The following is a 17,583-nucleotide window of genomic DNA, read 5'->3' as shown; positions in this document are numbered from 1 at the left end:
TGATGACACCAACCTGAACAGTGTTCTGGTGAACAGTGTTCAGGTTAGCGCTAGGCTGGGGAAATGCGCAACACGCTCTCCGATGTCGTCGCCGCAGCGCTGCGCGTGCTCGACGCTCAGGGTCTCGAAGGATGCTCAATGCGTCGTGTCGCCGCCGAGCTCGATGTGCAGCCGAGCGCGCTGTACCATCACGTTCCCAACAAGCAGAGCCTGCTCGCGCTCATGGCCGACGAGATTGTCGCCGCGGTGCCCGATCCTGAGCTGCTCTCTGTGAGTGATGCTGCCGCGTCCGACGACACCGACCGCGCGCGCTTCATCTGTCTCGCGCTGCGGGGTGCGATGCTTCAGGTGCGTGACGGGGCGGATGTCGTGGCGACCGCGGCCGCGTTTCGACTCGGATCGTCGGCCGTCGAGCGACGGCTCGCAGCACTCGTCGGGGCCGACGGCGCGCGCACGCTGCTGCTCTACACATTCGGCCACGCGCAGGCGACGCAGACGCATCGCCAGGCGGCGGCGCTCGGTGCGCTCGGCGGCCTCGTGGGGGGCGGCGACGGCGACAGTGGTGCCGCGGATGGGGTCCAGACCACACGACCAGACGCGGATCCCGCAGCCGATCTCGACGCTTCCTTCGAGCGGGGGCTCGACATTGTCGTTGCCGGGCTCACGGTACCCTGCTCTCATGGCTTCGCGTGATCTGACCTACGAACACGGCCCGGTGACGATGGCCTACACGGAGACGAGTGGCCCAGTCGACGGCGGCGATCGCGTGTTTGTGCTGATACACGGCATCGGCATGGGACGCGTTGTGTACGCGGGAGTCGGAGAAGAGCTCTCGGCGAACGCGCGAGTGCTCGCAGTCGATCTGCCGGGGTTCGGCGACTCGCCCGAGCCGGGCACGGTCGCGACGCTCGAAGAGACGGCCGAGGTCATCGCGCAGTTCGTGCGCGACCGGGTGCCGGGGCGGGCGGTACTCGTCGGGCACTCTATGGGCACGCAGATTGTTGCCGAGGTCGCGTACCGGCACCCCGAGCTCGTCGAGGCACTCGTACTCATTGCCCCGACCGTGAATCGGCACGAGCGCACGGCGATCCGCCAGGGGCTGCGCATGGTTCAAGACCTTGCGGGAGAGACGCCCCGGGTGCTGCTGCTCGGCATGTGGGAGTACGCGAAGACGAGCCCGAAGTGGTTCTTGAACAAGCTGCGGTTCATGCTGGCGCACCGCATCGAGGCGATCTGCCCGCACATCGAGGTGCCCACGCTCGTGCTGAGCGGCGAGGTCGACCGCGTCTGCCCGCTCGACTGGGTGGCCGAGGTTGCAGCGGCTCTGCCAGACGGCACGATGGAGAAGATCCCGGATCGGGGTCACGAGGCAATGATTCGTAGCCCAGAGCCGGTGGCGTCGATGATCCTGGACTTCTTGGGGACTCGATCAGCGGGTATGGGAAACGCGACGAGTTCGTTAGCGTAGGGCTCAGGCGCTGTGCGTTTCGACGAGCGCCGCAGCTGAGGGGTGGTCGCGTGCGGAAGAACCTGAAAGTACTCGCCTGGGTAGGCGTCGGCATCATGGTGCTGTCGTTCCTGTGTAGCTACGCCCTCAACTTCCTGACTCCGGCGTTCGTGGGCGCAAATGATTTTTACTGGGTGTTCATGGGGCTCGTGAGCTTCATCGGGACGGTCGGCACGACGACGGGTTCGGTGTTTCTCGCGGGCGCGCTGCTCATTCACTTCGGCTTGGATCGCCGCGAGCTCACTGGCGCTGACCCTGAGCCGGGCGCAGCGGGGGAGTGAACACGGGTGACCCGATCCTTCACCCTGGTGACCGTGGCCGACGTGCCGCCGGAGGTGCTCTTCGCGGCCTCGCTCGATATTGATCGGCACGTCGCCTCGATGGCACGGTCGCGCGAGCGGGCGATCGGTGGGGTGACGTCGGGATCGATCGGGCTGGGCGAGCACGTGACGTGGCGGGCGCGGCACTTCGGCGTCTGGTTCACGATGACCTCGCGCATTACCGAGCTCGAGGCACCGCTCAGGTTTGTTGATGAGCAGATTGCCGGGCCATTTCGGCGTTTCCGGCACGAGCACGTTTTTGAAGCGATTGGTGCTGATGCGGCTGTGGGCGCGCGCATGGGCACCCGCATGAGCGACACGATTACGCTCGCGTCGCCAGTCTTTGGTGGGTTGGTCGAGGACGTCGTGCTGGTGCCGTATCTGCGCGGTCTGATTGCGTGGCGGAATGCCGAATTGCTTGCGTCACTGTAGTCGGCATGTCGTGGGATCGATGCGTCTACACTCGAACGTATGTTCGAAACAGTGATCGGTCCACAGATGTCGATGAGCGACGACACCGTCGTCGTCTGGTTGGTCGAGGGTCGGCCAGCGCGGCTCGTATTTGAGCGTTCCAGGTGGCGGGTCGAGGGCGACCCGCTTCCCATTATCGAGGTGCCCGATGGGCACATGCACCCGCTCATTACGCATTCGGATGAGCGTCACACCGGCTGGCGGTGCACGGTGAAGCGCGACGGTGGCGCCGAACAGCTCGAACTCGCGGTGCGGCGCGAGGGCGTCAGCTGGGTAGCTGAGCGCCTCGCGCCCTGAGGTGGCCGCTCGACGTCACCGTGACGAGCTCAGACGTGATGAGCTCAGACGAGATGAGCTCAGACGAGATCTGGATTCTTCTTCGCATAGCGTTCGGCGTCGTCCTCTGAGATGACGACGAGGCCGCGCGGCGTGTGCGCAAGCGCGGTGAGAGCTTTCAACCAGATCTGGTTGTATTCCGGCTCGCGGCTGCCCGAGAACCGGAACGCCACCGTTACGTAGGGCGACAACCAGACGGAAACCCGCCCGCTGCCCTCACCCGTTCCCCTGTGCCAGCTCAGGAAGAAACATTCCTGCTTACGTAGTTTTTGTCCGATCACGAACTTCAAGTGCAGCAGAAGTCGGTCTTCGAACTCGTACTCATGGCCCCCATGAATCAAATACCCCATGATCGACAGCATTCCACAGGTGGGGGACCAAAGAAATTCCACGCCGTAAATTCGACGCTGGGCTAGTCATCTTCATGCTGAAACATGCATCGCCTGTGCAATTCATCCAACGCACGCAAATGGCCGTTATTGCCGTGACTTACGGTCCATTTCAGTGCTCTCGACCGGGGTGGGGGTGTGCGAGGGTGGGGTGCGGTGCATGTAGATGTCCATGGGGGTTTCGTGGTCGAGCTCGAAGCCGTGTCGTTCGTACAGGTGGCGCGCCGAGCTTCCCTGCAACACGTTTAGCCGGAAGACTCGCCCTGCGTACCCAGGGTCAGAGAGTAGATAGGTGAGCACTTCGCCGCCGATACCCGCACCCTGGTGGTGCGGCGCCAAGTAGAAGTGCTCGATCCAGTAGCTCTCGGCATCGGGTCGAATCGCGACGAGCCCTGCATCGTGACCGTCCACCTCGATCACACGCGTGTATTCCGGTGCGAAGGCGTCGAGAAAGCGCTGCCGCACCCGCGTCGCATCGAAGCGACCGAGGCGTTCGAGGTCGGGGCGCATCACTTCGGCCCGCACCTCGGCCATCCACTTCGCGTCAGAGCTGTCGCTCGGCCGGAAGCTCCATGTTGGCTTCATCTCAGATGCTCAGAAGCTCAAAAGGCTCAGAACAGCGTGTTCTTGTCTTCCATGCCGCGCATCGCGTCGTAGTCGAGCAACAGGCAGCGGATGCCGCGGTCCTCTGCCAGCGTGCGCGCCTGCGGCTTGATCTCTTGCGCGGCGAAGACGCCGACGACGGGCGCGAGCTTTGGGTCGCGGTTCATTAGTTCGAGGTAGCGGGTGAGCTGCTCGACGCCGTCAATGCCGCCGCGGCGTTTGATCTCGATCGCTACCGATCCGCCGTTCTCGTCTTTCGCCAGGATGTCGACCGGGCCAATCGGGGTCATGTATTCGCGGCGCACGAGTGTGTGTCCCTCGCCCGCGAGCTCGATCTGTTCGGCCAGCAGCTCTTGCAGGTGCGCCTCGACGCCGTCCTTAATGAGCCCGGGGTCGACGCCGAGATCGTGGGAGCTATCGTGAAACACCTCAAAGAGCGACACGATGAGCTTGTCAGCGGTCTTCTTGTGCGTGACCTGCCACGCTTCGACGATGCCGGCGCTGGTCTGATCTTCATCGAGTTCGACGGCGGAGAGTGAGCACGGCGGGCTCATCCAGTTCAGCGGTTTGTAAGAGCCGCCGTCCGAGTGCACGAGGATGCTGCCGTCGTTTTTGAGCATGAGCACGCGCTTCGCACGCGGCAGGTGCGCCGAGAGGCGGCCTGCATAGTCGACTGAGCAGTCTGCAACAACGATTCGCACCCGCGAGAGTTTACCGGGTCCGGCTTAGCGTGATGATCCGAAGCCCAGCTGAGGCTCGCGGGCGGCGCGCGCGGCGAGGCACACGAACGCGGCAAACGCAGCGAGCGGCCAGAATGCCTGCAGCAGGCCGACGTGCTCGCCGAGGAATCCGATGCTCATCGGGCCGAGCAAAAATGCGGTGTAAGCGATGGCCGAAACGGCGGCCACGTCACGCGTCGCTGTCGCGGGGTTGTCGGCCGCGGCAGAGATGCCGATCGGGAACCCAAACGCGCATCCGACGCCCCACAGCACGGCCCCCACAATCGCGGCCCACGAGAACGGGACGAGGATCACGCACGCGAGACCGGTGATCACCAGGATCGCGCCCCCGCGGAGCACCCGCACACGCCCAAAGCGAGTGAGCAGCCAAGACCCGGCGATGCGCACGAGCGTCATCGACACGAAAAACACACCGAGCGTGAGTGCCGCAGATTCGTTCGCGAAACCGCGGCCGTCGGCGAGGGCGAGCGGCAACCAGTCGCTCGCGGTGCCCTCGGCCAGCGCCATTGACATCGCGATCAGCCCGATCACGATGATGCGCGGTTCGCGCCACGGCGAATACGGGCGGGCCCCGATCGGTACACCGCCGGTCGTCGTGGGCACTGGAATGGGGCCCGTGTGCACGTTCGGGATCCCCTCCGGGAGTGGTTCGTCGCGGTTGCCCGGCGGCAGATTCGGCAGCGCGAAGATCGCGAGGATCAGGATCAGGGCGTACACGCCTCCGAGGTGCACCGGCACGATGATGCCCGTCGATTCTGCGAGCGCTGCGACGCCCATCGCACTCACGCTGCCGAGGCTGTAGGCGGCGTGCAGCAGCGGCATGCGCGGTTTACCGAGTGCGCGCTCCGCGCCCGCGCCACTGACGTTCATCGCCACGTCCGAGGTGCCGAATGTGAGCCCGTAGATCACCAGGAACACGACCGCGGGCGCGGGGGCGCCCACCCAGAACAGCGTCGCAGCAACGGGCAGCGCGAATGCCTGGCCGGTGATGCCGACGGCGAGCGTGCGCCGAGGGCCGAGCCACGACACCGTGCGGCCCGAGAACACGAGTCCGGTGAGTGATCCGAGCGCGAGGGAGAGACCGAACCAGCTCATCTCGAGCGTGCTGGCGCCCAGGTGGTCGCGCAGTGACGGGAGGCGCCCCAGCCAGCTGCCGAAGCCAAAGCCCAGTAGGGCGAAAATAACGAGTACCCCGTATGTCCAGCGCACGGCGAAGCGGGGGTCGGGCGAGCGGGTCACGAGGCTCCTGTGCAGTTCGACGGACCGAAGGAGTTCAGCGTATCAACGCGCGCCGTCGCCACGCGCGAGCGTGCGCAGATCGCGGTGAGGCTCAGACGCCCAGGGTGATCCAGCGCTCTCCGCGTGCCCGGATGCCGAGGGTGACCGCGCGCGCAGCCATGAACACGACGGTGAAGCCCGCGGTCAGCGCAATGAGCGCACCGGTGCCCGTGGGCACCAGCACCGTGAGCGCCCAGAGCAGCGGCAGATACGCCGCGAGATTCACGAGACTCGTCCAGGCGAGGTAGCGCGCGTCGCCCGCGCCCATCAAGACGCCGTCGAGCACGAACACGAGCCCAGCGAGTGGCAGGGAAACGCCGAGCACCAGAATCGCGCCTGGCAACATCGTGAGCACCTCTGCGTCGCTCGTGAACACGCGGCCGATCACGGGGCTCGCCAGCGCGAGAGCGCCGCCGAACACCACGCCGCACCCGATGCCCCAGAACACGGTGCGACGCATCACCGCTCGCGCGCGATCCCGGTTGCTGGAACCGAGAGCGTCGCCGATCAGCGCCTGCGCCGCGATCGCGAGGGCGTCGAGCGCGAACGCCGCGGTCGTAAATATGGTGAATACCACCTGATATCCGGCGGTCGCCGCGGTGCCGTGGCTCGTCGCCGCGAACACCGTCACGAGCAGCGCGGCGCGCAACCCGACCGTGCGAATAAACAACCAGCCGCCACTGCGACCCGCGTGGCCGACGCCATCACGCCGTGGCAACAGGCTCGCGCCAGTGCGGCGCACGTGGCGCACGACGACGATGAGATAGACGGCGACCATCGCCCACTGCGCCAGCACGGTGCCCCATGCGCTGCCCGCGATGCCGAACCCCAACCCGTAGATGAACCACCAGTTCAGCAGCGCATTGAGCGCGAAGCCGATCGTCGCTACCGCGAGCGGTGTGCGCGTGTCTTGGAGGCCGCGCAGCAGGCCGCTCGCGGCGAACACGATGAGCATCGCCGGAATGCCGAGGCACGAGACCGAGAGGTACGCGAGTGCCTGCCGCGCAGTGTCTTCGGCCGTGTTGAAGGCCGCCACGAGGGGGCCGCTCGCGAACCAGAGCGCGCCACCGACCACGACTCCGACGCCGAGGGCGAGCCACAGGCCATCGACACCCGCCTGCACGGCACCCGGCAGATCCCCCGCGCCGCGCCGCCGTGCGACGAGCGGCGTCGTCGCGTACGCGAGAAACACCATCAGCCCCACTGCGGTCTGCAGAATTGCACTGGCAACGGCGAGACCCGCGAGCGGCACGGCGCCGAGGTGGCCAATCAGCGCGGAGTCGACAATCAGAAACAGTGGCTCCGCGATGAGCGCGCCCAGCGCCGGGATCGCGAGATGCGCGATGCTTCGGTCGATGCCGCGGCGTTCGGCCCGCGGGGCGGCTGAGGTCATGGATCAACGGTAGCGGTTGGCGGCGAAACGCTCATAGGAATGCCTGACGCCACCAGTAGGGTGGTCGCATGAGCAACGCAGCGTCCACCTCCGGAATCGACCTGACCGAACTCGATCCTGCGGTGCGGCCGCAAGACGACCTCTACCGCCACGTGAACGGTCGCTGGATCGACCGCACGGAGATCCCAGCAGACAAGGCTCGCTATGGCTCGTTTGCTGTGCTCGCCGAGAACGCCGAAGAGGCCGTACGCGACATCATCACCGGTACCGAAGCGCCAGCCGCCGGTGACGGAGCTGCGACCGAGGCAGACAAGGTCGCGGCGCTGTACGCGAGCTTCATGGACGTTGAGCGGGCAGACGCCCTGGGCGCCGAGCCGATCACCGCCGACATCGCACGCGCGCAGGCGGTCGGCTCGATCGACGAGCTGCTCACCGTGGTCGCCGAGTTCGAGCGGCAGGGCCTGGGCGGCTTCTACGGCATGTACATCGACAATGATCCGGGCGATCCAGCCCGCTACATCGTGTTCGTGATGCAGGGTGGCCTCGGCCTGCCCGACGAGTCGTACTACCGCGAAGAGCAGTTTGCACAGATCCGAGAGCAGTACCAGGCGCACATCGCGCGCATGCTGGGCCTCGCGGGGGTCGCAGATGCCGAGCGCCTGGCCGGTCTCGCCTACGAGCTCGAACGGCGCATCGCAGCGACACACTGGGACAAGGTCGCGAGCCGCGACATCCAGAAAATGTACAACCTGCGCACCTTCGCCGAGCTGCAAGAACTGACTCCGCAGCTCGACTGGACCGCCTACCTCGACGCTATGGGGGCACCGCAATCGGCGTTCGCCGAGGTCGTCGCAGCCCAGCCCGAGGCAATCACCGGCCTGGCCGAGCTGCTCGTCGCCGACGAACTCGATGCGTGGCGTGCGTGGCTCGCATGGAGCCTCGTGCGGTCGTCTGCCGCGCTGCTGTCGCAAGAGATTTCGCGCGCGAACTTCGACTTCTACGGCACGGCGCTCACGGGCGCTCCAGAGCAGCGCGAGCGGTGGCGCCGCGGCGTCTCATTCGTCGAGGGCGCGATGGGCGAGGCGGTCGGCCGCCTCTACGTCGAGCGCCACTTTGACGAGCGCGCCAAGGCAGCCATGGACATTTTGGTCGAGCACCTCATCGAGGCGTACCGTGACTCAATCGAGCGCCTCGAATGGATGAGCCCCGAGACGCGCACCCGTGCTCTCGAGAAGCTCGACCGGTTCACCCCGAAGATCGGTTACCCGGTGAAGTGGCGCGACTACTCGGCGCTCGCCGCAGACGCCGGCGATCTCACCGGCAACTCTCGCCGTGTCGCCGAGCTCGAGTTTGCGCGCGAGATCGGCAAAGTGGGCAAGCCCATCGACCGCGACGAGTGGTTCATGACTCCGCAGACCGTCAATGCGTACTACAACCCGGGCTTCAACGAGATCGTCTTCCCCGCGGCGATCCTGCAGCCGCCGTTCTTCGACGTGAGCTGGGACGATGCGGCGAACTTCGGCGCAATCGGCGCGGTCATCGGGCACGAGATCGGCCACGGCTTCGACGATCAGGGCTCGCGCTACGACGGCGACGGCAAGCTCACTGACTGGTGGACCGAAGACGATCGCGCGGCGTTCGAGAAGCTGACGAGCGCGCTGATCGGACAGTACAACGCGTTGTCGCCCGAGGGCGCCGACGGGCAGACGGTCAACGGCGAACTCACCATCGGCGAGAACATCGGCGACCTCTCGGGCCTCGAAATCGCCTGGAAGGCGTACCTCCGGTCGCTCGGCGGCGCCGAGTCGCCGGTGATCGACGGGCTCACCGGCGCGCAGCGCTTCTACCTCGCGTGGGCGCAGGCCTGGCAGCAGAAGTCGCGCCCTGAAGAGACGGTGCGGCTGCTGACGATCGATCCGCACTCGCCGAACGAATTCCGTTGCAACCAGATCGTGCGCAACCTCGCGTCGTTCCACGCGGCGTTCGAGACGAGCGAGGGTGACGGCCTGTGGCTGGACCCCGCGGAGCGCGTCACGATCTGGTAGTTGGCGGGCGCGGCGAGCGCCTTTCGATCCGGGGCCAGCAGCCGGGGGATCTACTGCGCGGGAGGCGTGGGCGGTGCGTACTGCGCGGGCTGCGCGTACTGCGTCGGCTGGGCGTACTGCGTCGGCTGTGCGTACTGCGCTTGCTGCACGTGCTCCACGGGCTGCGCGAGCTGGCCGCGCACGGGCTCGAGCTCGGTCGGCAGCACGTACGGGGCGGGGCCGAACGCTTCCCGCGAGGCCTTGATGACGCGTCGCGCCAGCAGGTGATTGCCGGTGCCGCCGACCACTGCTCCGATGCCGAACGGCAGCACCTTGCCGATCACCGATGCACCGCCAATACCCGCGAGACGGTGCATGAAGGACGTCTTCAGTCGGTCAAGCAGCGGGCCCATGGCGTACCGAGGAACAGCCGAGGTGAGCATCTTCCCCCAGTAATCACGTCGGGATCCACCCCCGCCGACCGCCTGCGCGGTGACCTGGCGCACAAGATCTGCGCCCTCCTGGCCGAGCATGAGTGCGAGTACGAGCGCGCGAGTGCGCTCGCGGTCGGTGACCGCAATGCCGTGTACCTCCGCGATGGAGTGCGCGAAGAGCGCCGTCGCCTCGACGAAACCGAGTGTTTCTGCCCCGGCGAGACCCAGCGCGATCCCGGTGCCCACCGCCGGAATCACCGCGGCCGCGCCGACGCCAGCGCCGCCCGCCGTGACGGTGGCGAGGTAGCGCGTTTCGAGCACCCGAACGATCTGGTCGGGGGTCGCGTGCGGATACTTCTTGCGGATACGGCGCAGGTGCGCGAGCACGGGTGGGCGCTGTACGGCGAGGAGCCGGTCGAGCGATCGTTCCGTGACTGGGCGAGGTGCGGCATCGCCGGTGGTGGGGCGCGGCGACGTGACGCGCGCGATGATGCGCTGTGTGCGCGAAGGTGTAGCCATGCCGGAATGGTAGATCATGCCCCTGCGCAAACGTGGCATGCACCATCCACCCCACCCCACCCCACCCCAAACCGGAGCGGGGTAACTTACGACGCGTGTCGGTGGCGCGACACCCCCTACAAGTTGCCCCGCTCCGGTATGGGGCCGGGGAGGGGTGGGGAGGTGGGAGGGGTGGGGCGAGGTGGGGAGGGGCGTACGCGCGCAGCGGAATAGGGGAGCGGCGGATGTCGTTTCATTCCTTGCGCGTTCGCGTGTCTAGCCGGGATGCGCGATACTTGCAGATTGTGAATGCGTGGCATTCGCGGGGCTTCATCCCGGGGCGCGGCCACGGGCTCAGGAGGAAAACACACAATGAACGCAGCCGACGCACCAGCCGCACCAGCCGATAACGCGCAGCCGCACTCGCCCGAGGCGCAGCACGACGCGTGGCGCGCAGCGCGCCACGCAGCGGTCACCTCGGCGACGGGCAACCTGAGCCTCATCGAGACCCGCTGGTTCGCGGGCGGCGTTGCGGGCGGCGCCGCCAACGCAGCCAACGCCGCGGGCGCCGCCAACGCCCACGCCGACATCGACGCCGCAGAGGCCGAGCGCCTCGTCGAGTCGGAGCGTGCTGCGGCGAAGCCGGGCATCACCGTGACCCCGCTCGAACGGAAGAACATTTCGACCGGACACGCGGAATTCGGCCTGCGAGTGTGGGATGCAAACGCTCCCGCGATCCGCGCCTTCGAGCGCATCGAGACCTTCCCGTTCGACCCGAGCTGGATCATCGACGCAGAATTTACCCCGGTATCGGCGGATCGTACCGTGCCGTTCGAACACATTCGCGATGCCGGCGGCAGCCGCGATCTCGTGGTGCCTGGCGACATCACGTTCGAGCGCGACGGGCAGACGTTCACGCTCGCGGCGTTTGACGACGCAGGGCAGTTGCTGCTTGTGTTCGGCGATCCGACGAACGGGCGCGATGACGAGACCGGCACGTATGGCGCCGGGCGCTTCCTGTTCGTTGAGCGCGAGGCAGACCAGTACGGCGAAACGGGCCACGTGCGCCTCGACTTCAACCGCGCGTTTGTGCCGCCGTGCGGCTTCTCGGCGCAGTACAACTGCCCGATGCCGCCCGCGCAAAACCGACTCCCGTGGCCGGTGCACGCGGGGGAGCGCCTGCCGCGCTTCGCTGACGGTTTCGACATCTACACGGTGTAATTCCGCCTTCGCCGGCGTCCCCCCCCCTTTTTTCTAGGCCCGCCCGGGCCTCCTCACCCAAAGGAACACCATGCCCTCCTTCAAGAAATCTGCGCTTGCAGCGGTCGGTGCCATCGCGGTCGCCGCGATCGCGCTCACCGCTTGCGCGTCGAATGGCGGCGCGTCGGCGGGTGGCGCCGACGCCACGATCCGCATCGGCTCGCTTTACGAACCCATCAACCTGAGCAACACCGCGGGCGGTGGTCAGGGCGTGACCGAGGCGCTCACGGGCAACGTGTACGAGGCGCTCTACCGTCTGAACGACGACGGCACGACGGAACCGCTGCTCGCGACGGGCTACGAGATGAGCGACGATGGCCTGACCTACACGTTCACGCTGCGCGACGACGTGAAGTTCCACTCGGGCAAGGCGATGACGTCCGCCGACGTGAAGTCGAGCGTCGAGGCCGTTGTGGCCCCCGACTCGCAGTCGGCCCGCAAGTCGAGCGTCGAGGTCGTCTCTGACATCGCGACGCCCGACGACCAGACCGTGGTGTTCACGCTCAAGGAACGCTCGATCTCGTTCCCGTACTTGCTCTCTTACATCTGGATCGTGAACTCCGACGCGACCGACCTCGAGAAGTCCGAGGACGGCACCGGCCCCTACACCGTGGGCGAATGGAAGCGCGGCAGCAGCCTGTCGCTGAACCGCTGGGACGACTACTGGGGCGACGCCGCGAAGAACGCCGAGGTTGTCTACAACTACTTCACCGACGCGACGGCTGAAGATACGGCCTTGCAGAGCGGCCGCATCGACCTCATCACGAGCGTGCAGAATCCTGATTCGCTGTCGCAGTTCGAAGACGGCGGCAAGTTCACCGTCAACGACGGCCAGTCGACCACCAAGGAACTGCTCGCGTTTAACGACAAGGTTGCGCCGTTCGACGATGTGAAGGTGCGCCAGGCCATCTACTCGGCAATTGATCGCGAAAAGCTGCTGAACGCGATCTGGGGTGACTACGGAACCGTCACCGGATCGATGGTGCCTCCGACCGACCCCTGGTACGAAGATCTCACAGACCTGAATCCGTATGACCCCGAGCGCACCCAGACGCTGCTCGATGAGGCGGGCCTCGGCGACGGCTTCGAATTCACGCTCGACACCCCGAGCTATGACCCGCACCCCGCGGTGGCTGAGTTTCTACAGTCGGAGCTGAAAAAGGTCGGCGTCACCGTCAAGATCAACACAATCAGCGCTGACGAGTGGTACACCAAGGTGTTCAAGGATCACGATTTCGAGGCGACGCTGCAGGAACACGTGAACGATCGCGACGTCGTTTGGTACGGCAACCCAGACTTTTACTGGGGCTACGACAATGCGAAGGTGACGAAGCTCATCAGCGACGCCGAGCAGGCCAGCACTGAAGACGAGCAGACCGATCTGTTGAAGCAGGCGAACCGCCAGATCGCCGGCGACGCCGCGAGCGCGTGGTTGTACCTGTACCCGCAGATCGTCGTGGCATCGAACGATGTGAAGGGATACCCGGTCAACGGGCTCAACTCGCAGTTCTTCGCCTATAACATCGTCAAGGAGTAGTCACGGCGCGTGAACCGCGCGCACCACGCGTAAACGACGCACAACGCGTGATCAGCGCAGTCGCAGGAGGGGAGGGCCGATGCTCGGATACGTGATCCGGCGCGGCCTCCTCTTGCTGGGCTCGTTCGCCATAGCGATGGTGCTGATTTTCATCCTGCTGCGACTGCTGCCCGGAGATCCCGCGAACGCGCTGCTGTCTGTGAACGCGACGCCCGAGCAGGTCGAGGCTGCGCGCGCCCAGGTCGGATCCGATCAGCCGCTGCTCGCGCAGTTCGGCAGCTGGGTCGCGCAGATGCTGCGATTCGACCTCGGCGACTCGCTGATCACGGGCGTGGCGGTCGGCGACGAAGTCGCGGCGCGCCTCGTCGTGACCATCCCGCTCACACTCTTCGCGTTCGTCATCGCGGTGGTCGGAGCATTGCTAGCGGGCGTCACCGCGGCTGTCCGGGCGGATCGTTGGTACGGCGTGCTGCTTTCCGGGGTCGCGCAGCTCGGGATCGCGGTGCCCGTGTTTTGGGTCGGCATCATTCTCGTCTGGATCTTCGGGTTGGTACTCGGATGGTTCCCCACGGGCGGATTCCCGATCGACGATTGGGCTGATCCGGCGGGGGCAATCTCCTCGCTCGTCTTGCCAGCGCTCGCCATCGCGTGCGTGATGGGAGCGTCGCTCACCCGCTACGTGCGTTCGGCGACGCTCGACGTGCTGGGGAGCGACTACCTGCGCACCGCTCGCGCGCACGGTTCCGGCTTCGGTGAGGCGCTGTGGCGACACGGCCTACGCAACGGCGCCGTGCCGGTGATTTCGGTGCTCGGGATCGAACTCGCGTCGACACTGCTCGGCGCCGTGGTCGTCGAGAGCGTCTTCGCGCTGCCGGGTCTCGGCAGTTACCTCGTCGACGGTATCTCCCGGCACGATTTCGCCGCCATTCAGGGCGTGCTCGTGGTCACGACGCTCGCCGTGCTGATCGTCGGCTTTGCCGCAGACGTGGTGCAGCGCGTCGTCGACCCGCGGCTGCGTCGGTCAGTGGGGGTGGGTGCATGAGCGCGACACCGGGTATTCGCGAGCGAGCACCGCGCGATCGCGGCTCACGGCGCGGTTCGGAGAGTAGCTCGCGGCGCAGTTCGCGGCGTGGCTCGCGGCGTTCCCGCCGCAGCGTCACGCTGATCGTTGGCATCGTGCTCGTCGGTTTGGTCGTACTCGCTGCGCTCGTCTCGCTCGTCTGGCTGCCGTTTCCGCTCGACGACACGACGGGCGGGCGACTCGCGCCCCCGAGCGCCGAGCACCTGCTCGGCACCGACAAGCTCGGCCGCGACCTGCTCAGTCAGCTCATGGTCGGCGCGCGGATCGCGCTCATGGTCGGGGCCGGGTCGGTCATTATTGCCGCCGTGCTCGGCGTCACGATCGGCCTCATCGCCGCGCTCGCCGCACCGTGGCTCGACGACGCGATTTCGGCGTTTATTGACGTCGCAATTGCGTTCCCAGTGCTGCTCACCGCGATGCTGATCGTCGCCCTGCAACCGCCATCGCTCGGCTCGGCCATTCTCGCGATTGGCCTCGCGATGTCGGCGATCGTCGCTCGCGTGGCTCGCATCCTCGCGAAGCGCGCGGTCGGATCGCAGTACGTCATCGCTGCCCGCACGAGCGGCACGCGCACGCTCGGTATCGTGCGGCGGCACCTGCTTCCGAACATGGCGCCGACGCTCGCCGTGACACTCGCACTGCAGTTCGGCGCGGCGGTGCTCGCCGAGGCGAGCCTCTCGTACCTGGGCCTGGGCGCACCCCCGCCCAACGCTTCGTGGGGGCGACTGCTGCAGGAGGCGCAGGGCACGGTGCTCACCGCACCCGCCGGCGCGATCGCACCCGGCATTGCCCTCGTGGTGCTGGTGCTCGGCGTGAACTTCGTCGCTGACGGGCTGCGCGACGCAACCGATCCGACCAGGCGGGGGAGGTCCGCATGAGTGACCGGCTGCCGCACAGGAGCGAGCCACTGCTCCGCATCAGCGGCCTAACGGTGCAATCGGCCGACGCAACCCTCGTTGACGGGGTCGATCTTGAGGTGTCTGCTGGGCAGCGTGTGGGGTTGATTGGCGAGTCCGGATCCGGCAAATCGTTGACCTCCCTCGCCGTAACCGGCCTGCTTCCCGTTGGCCTCCGCGCCGCAGGGTCGGTGCAGCTCGGCGGAGTGGAAACGATCGGCGCGAGCGAGGATGCGCTGCGTCCGCTGCGGGGTCCCGTCGCGGGCATCGTGTTCCAGGAACCGCTGACCGCGCTCGATCCGCTGATGCGCGTCGGGCGGCAGATCGCCGAGCCGATCCGCCGCCACCGCGGGCTCTCGGGCGCGGCTCTTGAGACCGCCGTGGGCGCGGCGCTCGCGGAGGTGCGGCTCGACGAACCGCGGCTCGCGCGCTCGTTTCCGCACGAGCTATCGGGTGGGCAGCGGCAGCGCGTCGCAATTGCGATCGCCCTGGCGGCGCAGCCGAAACTGCTCATCGCCGACGAGCCCACGACCGCGCTCGATGTCACGGTGCAGGCCGAGGTGCTCGGGCTACTCGATCGGCTCGTCGCCGAGCGCAACATGGGGCTGCTCTTCGTGAGCCACGACCTCGCCGTCGTCTCGCAGATGACCGACCGAGTGCTGGTGCTGCAGCACGGCCGCGTCGTCGAATCGGGCAGCGTGCTTGAGCTGCTGCGCTCGCCGCACCACCCCTATACGGAGCAGCTGGTCGCGCACGCGCGCGTGCTCGACAGCGCGCTTGACGGCTCAGCGCCCGAAACGGAGCCGAGACCATGACGCTGCTTGAGGCCCGCGGGGTGGACTTTTCGTACGGCAAACGACTCACGCTCAGCGGCGTCGATATTGCGGTGAGCGCCGGGGAGTCGGTCGGTATCGTCGGCGAATCAGGTGCCGGTAAGTCGACGCTGCTCGCGCTGCTGCTCGGGCTCGCATCCCCGCAGCGCGGCGAGGTGCGCTTCGACGGCGAACCGCTGCGGCTACGCGATCGCGCGCTGATGCGTCGGTTTCGGGCTGGCGTGCAGGCGGTGTTTCAGGACCCGTATTCGTCGCTCGACCCCCGGCAGCGCGTGGACCGCATCGTCGCGGAACCGCTCGAATCCCTCGGCCTCGCCCGCGGCGAAGAGGCGCGGCAGCGCGTGCGCGAGGCACTGGAGTCGGTGGGGCTCCCCGAGGACGCGGCTGAGCGGTATCCGCACGAGTTTTCTGGCGGGCAGCGGCAGCGCATCGCGATTGCGCGCGCGACGGTGGTGCAGCCGCGCGTGCTGATCGCCGACGAACCGGTGAGCGCGCTCGACGTCAGTACGCGTACGCAGGTGATTGAGCTCGTGAACGAGTTGCGCGCCGAGCACGGGCTCGCGCTGGTGATGGTGTCGCACGACTTGGGCGCGGTTGCGGCAACGTGCGAGCGCACCGTCGTGCTTGAAGCCGGGCGCGTGGTTGAAGCGGGCGACACCGCGTCCGTGCTTGCAGCCCCGCGCGAAACCTACACGCAGCGCCTGATCGCGGCGATCCCGCGCCTCCCGACCCCGTAGCCCCCGCCCACTCCACCCTCCCCCTCACGCCCCCCCCGGGCGAACGGGGTAACTTGTGGCGCGTGTCGCACCACCAACACCCCTCAAAAGTTACCCCGCTCGCGAGAAGCGCGGGGTAGGGGGTGGGGAGGTAGGGGGTAGGGGAGTTTGGGGGGTCGGGGGAGGTAGGCGTAGAAGGCGAGCGCCCTACGCCGTGCTCGCTCGGATCACCAAGGTTGGGGTCAACAGTTCGCTCTCGGGGCGCGCACCGCCAAGCATCTCGCACAGCAGTTCCAGCCCGCGCACTCCCATCTCGTGCATCGGGGACCCCACGCTCGTGAGATTCACGCCCGCGGCAAGCGGGGTGTCGTTGTAGCCGCAGAGCGCGACGTCATCGGGGATCCGCATGCCGCGCGCCTGCAGCGCACCCAGTGCGCCGATCGCGGCGAAGTCGTTGGTCGCAAATATCGCCTCGGGTGCGTCACCGCGAGAGAGCAACTCGTCGGCGGCGATGCGGCCCGCGGCCGTGTCAAACCCGCCGTGCACGACGCGAATGTCTGTCTCGGGTACGCCACGCTCGCGCAGCCGGTCGACGAATCCGCCGGTGCGGTCGTGCGAGGTCGAGGTACCTGCGCGCCCGGCGATGACGCCGAACGTGCGGCGGCCCTGATCCCAGAGGTGATCGGCCATCAGCTGCCCGCCCCGCACGTCGTCGCAGGTGACCGAGACCTGATTCGGTACGCGACGACTCACGAGCACGTGTGGAAAATCGCGGCGATCAAGCTCCTCGAACACCGACATCTGATCGAATCGCGCGTCTCCGAAAATGAGCCCGTCGACGCGCTGCTCAAGCAGTCGCTCAACCTTCACGCGCCGCGCGTCCTCGTCGTCGAGCGAGTTCGACACCATCGTGAAGTAGCCGCGGGCGCTCGCCGCCTGGTCGATTCCCTCGTAGATAGTCGCGAGCACGTAGTCCTGCAGCCGCGGCACGATCACGCCGATCATGTTCGAGCGCGCTGTGCGGAGAGACGCTGCGTGAGGGTTGCGACGATAGCCGCGCTGATCAGCCAGTTCGAGGATCCTCGCGGCCGTGCCCGGGGAGGCCCAGCGCCCGCTTTCGTCGGTCGGATCCTTGAGTACTCGCGACACCGTCGACGCGTTCAGGCCGAGCTCTTGGGCGAGCGCCTTCAGCGTGACAGGTCGGGGCGATTGCATCGGGGGAGCCTCATTCTGCATTGCGGGCGGAGACCGAACTGGATCCGTGTCT

The 17,583-nt window shown here is 67.0% G+C and carries 19 protein-coding genes; 12 read left to right on the top strand and 7 right to left on the bottom strand.

What is annotated here, in order from left to right:
* Positions 1-63: 63 nt before the first annotated feature.
* The 5 genes from ACFWHR_RS00180 to ACFWHR_RS00160 are packed head-to-tail and all read left to right on the top strand — an operon-like array spanning position 64 to position 2,595.
* The gene (locus ACFWHR_RS00180; protein WP_382446247.1) at positions 64-693 is read left to right on the top strand and encodes a TetR family transcriptional regulator; all 630 of its coding nucleotides are present in this window, start codon (positions 64-66) and stop codon (positions 691-693) included.
* Positions 680-1,468: an alpha/beta fold hydrolase gene (locus ACFWHR_RS00175; protein WP_382446246.1), complete on the top strand. Its 789-nt coding sequence runs from the start codon at positions 680-682 to the stop codon at positions 1,466-1,468. Before ACFWHR_RS00180 ends, ACFWHR_RS00175 begins: the two co-directional genes overlap by 14 nt.
* Positions 1,469-1,518: 50 nt before the next feature.
* Positions 1,519-1,788 (top strand): hypothetical protein, encoded by a 270-nt coding sequence (locus ACFWHR_RS00170; RefSeq protein WP_382446245.1) that lies wholly within the window; start codon positions 1,519-1,521, stop codon positions 1,786-1,788.
* Between the two features lie 6 nt (positions 1,789-1,794).
* Entirely contained in the window at positions 1,795-2,259 is a 465-nt protein-coding gene (locus tag ACFWHR_RS00165) for a cyclase (RefSeq protein WP_382446244.1), read from the top strand.
* Positions 2,260-2,298: 39 nt separating this feature from the next.
* Positions 2,299-2,595, top strand: coding sequence for a hypothetical protein (locus ACFWHR_RS00160; protein ID WP_382446243.1), 297 nt, complete (start codon positions 2,299-2,301; stop codon positions 2,593-2,595).
* Positions 2,596-2,654: 59 nt separating this feature from the next.
* Here the strand turns inward: ACFWHR_RS00160 and ACFWHR_RS00155 are convergent, their stop codons facing one another.
* The 5 genes from ACFWHR_RS00155 to ACFWHR_RS00135 form a co-directional block, all read right to left on the bottom strand.
* Positions 2,655-3,026 carry a hypothetical protein gene (locus ACFWHR_RS00155; protein WP_382446242.1) on the bottom strand — a complete coding sequence of 124 codons (372 nt, stop codon included), beginning with the start codon at positions 3,024-3,026 and terminating at the stop codon, positions 2,655-2,657.
* An 84-nt stretch (positions 3,027-3,110) separates the two neighbouring features.
* Positions 3,111-3,608 carry a GNAT family N-acetyltransferase gene (locus tag ACFWHR_RS00150; RefSeq protein ID WP_382446241.1) on the bottom strand — a complete coding sequence of 166 codons (498 nt, stop codon included), beginning with the start codon at positions 3,606-3,608 and terminating at the stop codon, positions 3,111-3,113.
* A gap of 26 nt (positions 3,609-3,634) precedes the next feature.
* On the bottom strand, positions 3,635-4,327 hold the full coding sequence (gene nucS / locus ACFWHR_RS00145; protein WP_382446240.1) for an endonuclease NucS: 693 nt from the start codon (positions 4,325-4,327) through the stop codon (positions 3,635-3,637).
* Between the two features lie 24 nt (positions 4,328-4,351).
* Complete coding sequence (locus ACFWHR_RS00140; RefSeq protein WP_382446239.1) at positions 4,352-5,605, bottom strand: MFS transporter; 1,254 nt, start codon at positions 5,603-5,605, stop codon at positions 4,352-4,354.
* A gap of 91 nt (positions 5,606-5,696) precedes the next feature.
* Complete coding sequence (locus tag ACFWHR_RS00135; RefSeq protein ID WP_382446238.1) at positions 5,697-7,037, bottom strand: MATE family efflux transporter; 1,341 nt, start codon at positions 7,035-7,037, stop codon at positions 5,697-5,699.
* Positions 7,038-7,105: 68 nt separating this feature from the next.
* On the opposite strand from ACFWHR_RS00135, the gene ACFWHR_RS00130 reads away from it, so the two are divergent.
* Positions 7,106-9,082, top strand: a complete 1,977-nt coding sequence (locus tag ACFWHR_RS00130) for a M13 family metallopeptidase (protein ID WP_382446237.1) — start codon at positions 7,106-7,108, stop codon at positions 9,080-9,082.
* A 50-nt stretch (positions 9,083-9,132) separates the two neighbouring features.
* On the opposite strand, the gene ACFWHR_RS00125 is transcribed toward ACFWHR_RS00130, so the two are convergent.
* The gene (locus ACFWHR_RS00125; protein ID WP_382446236.1) at positions 9,133-10,014 is read right to left on the bottom strand and encodes a hypothetical protein; all 882 of its coding nucleotides are present in this window, start codon (positions 10,012-10,014) and stop codon (positions 9,133-9,135) included.
* A 351-nt stretch (positions 10,015-10,365) separates the two neighbouring features.
* On the opposite strand from ACFWHR_RS00125, the gene ACFWHR_RS00120 reads away from it, so the two are divergent.
* The 6 genes from ACFWHR_RS00120 (at position 10,366) to ACFWHR_RS00095 (ending at position 16,337) form a co-directional block, all read left to right on the top strand.
* Complete coding sequence (locus ACFWHR_RS00120; protein WP_382446235.1) at positions 10,366-11,214, top strand: DUF1684 domain-containing protein; 849 nt, start codon at positions 10,366-10,368, stop codon at positions 11,212-11,214.
* A 70-nt stretch (positions 11,215-11,284) separates the two neighbouring features.
* Complete coding sequence (locus ACFWHR_RS00115) at positions 11,285-12,790, top strand: ABC transporter substrate-binding protein (protein WP_382446234.1); 1,506 nt, start codon at positions 11,285-11,287, stop codon at positions 12,788-12,790.
* A gap of 79 nt (positions 12,791-12,869) precedes the next feature.
* Positions 12,870-13,832 (top strand): ABC transporter permease, encoded by a 963-nt coding sequence (locus tag ACFWHR_RS00110; RefSeq protein ID WP_382446233.1) that lies wholly within the window; start codon positions 12,870-12,872, stop codon positions 13,830-13,832.
* The gene (locus tag ACFWHR_RS00105) at positions 13,829-14,749 is read left to right on the top strand and encodes an ABC transporter permease (RefSeq protein WP_382446232.1); all 921 of its coding nucleotides are present in this window, start codon (positions 13,829-13,831) and stop codon (positions 14,747-14,749) included. The genes ACFWHR_RS00110 and ACFWHR_RS00105 overlap by 4 nt, the downstream gene beginning before the upstream one ends.
* On the top strand, positions 14,746-15,582 hold the full coding sequence (locus ACFWHR_RS00100; protein ID WP_382446231.1) for an ATP-binding cassette domain-containing protein: 837 nt from the start codon (positions 14,746-14,748) through the stop codon (positions 15,580-15,582). Before ACFWHR_RS00105 ends, ACFWHR_RS00100 begins: the two co-directional genes overlap by 4 nt.
* Complete coding sequence (locus ACFWHR_RS00095) at positions 15,579-16,337, top strand: ABC transporter ATP-binding protein (protein ID WP_382446230.1); 759 nt, start codon at positions 15,579-15,581, stop codon at positions 16,335-16,337. The genes ACFWHR_RS00100 and ACFWHR_RS00095 overlap by 4 nt, the downstream gene beginning before the upstream one ends.
* A 186-nt stretch (positions 16,338-16,523) precedes the next feature.
* On the opposite strand, the gene ACFWHR_RS00090 is transcribed toward ACFWHR_RS00095, so the two are convergent.
* Complete coding sequence (locus tag ACFWHR_RS00090; RefSeq protein ID WP_382446229.1) at positions 16,524-17,531, bottom strand: LacI family DNA-binding transcriptional regulator; 1,008 nt, start codon at positions 17,529-17,531, stop codon at positions 16,524-16,526.
* Between the last annotated feature and the right edge of the window lie 52 nt (positions 17,532-17,583).

It is taken from the genome of Leucobacter sp. NPDC058333 (genome assembly GCF_042726155.1).
Taxonomy (GTDB): Bacteria; Actinomycetota; Actinomycetes; order Actinomycetales; family Microbacteriaceae; genus Leucobacter.
Note: the sequence above shows the minus strand (reverse complement) of the source record. Positions and strands in the feature narration are given on the sequence as shown.

Excerpts from the sequence above, each read along its gene's own strand:
- ACFWHR_RS00180 (WP_382446247.1), top strand. The coding sequence starts at position 64 with ATGCGCAACACGCTCTCCGATGTCGTCGCCGCAGCGCTGCGCGTGCTC.
- ACFWHR_RS00175 (WP_382446246.1), top strand. The coding sequence starts at position 680 with ATGGCTTCGCGTGATCTGACCTACGAACACGGCCCGGTGACGATGGCC.
- ACFWHR_RS00160 (WP_382446243.1), top strand. The coding sequence starts at position 2,299 with ATGTTCGAAACAGTGATCGGTCCACAGATGTCGATGAGCGACGACACC.
- ACFWHR_RS00150 (WP_382446241.1), bottom strand. The coding sequence starts at position 3,608 with ATGAAGCCAACATGGAGCTTCCGGCCGAGCGACAGCTCTGACGCGAAG.
- ACFWHR_RS00135 (WP_382446238.1), bottom strand. The coding sequence starts at position 7,037 with ATGACCTCAGCCGCCCCGCGGGCCGAACGCCGCGGCATCGACCGAAGC.
- ACFWHR_RS00130 (WP_382446237.1), top strand. The coding sequence starts at position 7,106 with ATGAGCAACGCAGCGTCCACCTCCGGAATCGACCTGACCGAACTCGAT.
- ACFWHR_RS00125 (WP_382446236.1), bottom strand. The coding sequence starts at position 10,014 with ATGGCTACACCTTCGCGCACACAGCGCATCATCGCGCGCGTCACGTCG.
- ACFWHR_RS00120 (WP_382446235.1), top strand. The coding sequence starts at position 10,366 with ATGAACGCAGCCGACGCACCAGCCGCACCAGCCGATAACGCGCAGCCG.
- ACFWHR_RS00115 (WP_382446234.1), top strand. The coding sequence starts at position 11,285 with ATGCCCTCCTTCAAGAAATCTGCGCTTGCAGCGGTCGGTGCCATCGCG.
- ACFWHR_RS00110 (WP_382446233.1), top strand. The coding sequence starts at position 12,870 with ATGCTCGGATACGTGATCCGGCGCGGCCTCCTCTTGCTGGGCTCGTTC.
- ACFWHR_RS00105 (WP_382446232.1), top strand. The coding sequence starts at position 13,829 with ATGAGCGCGACACCGGGTATTCGCGAGCGAGCACCGCGCGATCGCGGC.
- ACFWHR_RS00100 (WP_382446231.1), top strand. The coding sequence starts at position 14,746 with ATGAGTGACCGGCTGCCGCACAGGAGCGAGCCACTGCTCCGCATCAGC.
- ACFWHR_RS00095 (WP_382446230.1), top strand. The coding sequence starts at position 15,579 with ATGACGCTGCTTGAGGCCCGCGGGGTGGACTTTTCGTACGGCAAACGA.
- ACFWHR_RS00090 (WP_382446229.1), bottom strand. The coding sequence starts at position 17,531 with ATGCAATCGCCCCGACCTGTCACGCTGAAGGCGCTCGCCCAAGAGCTC.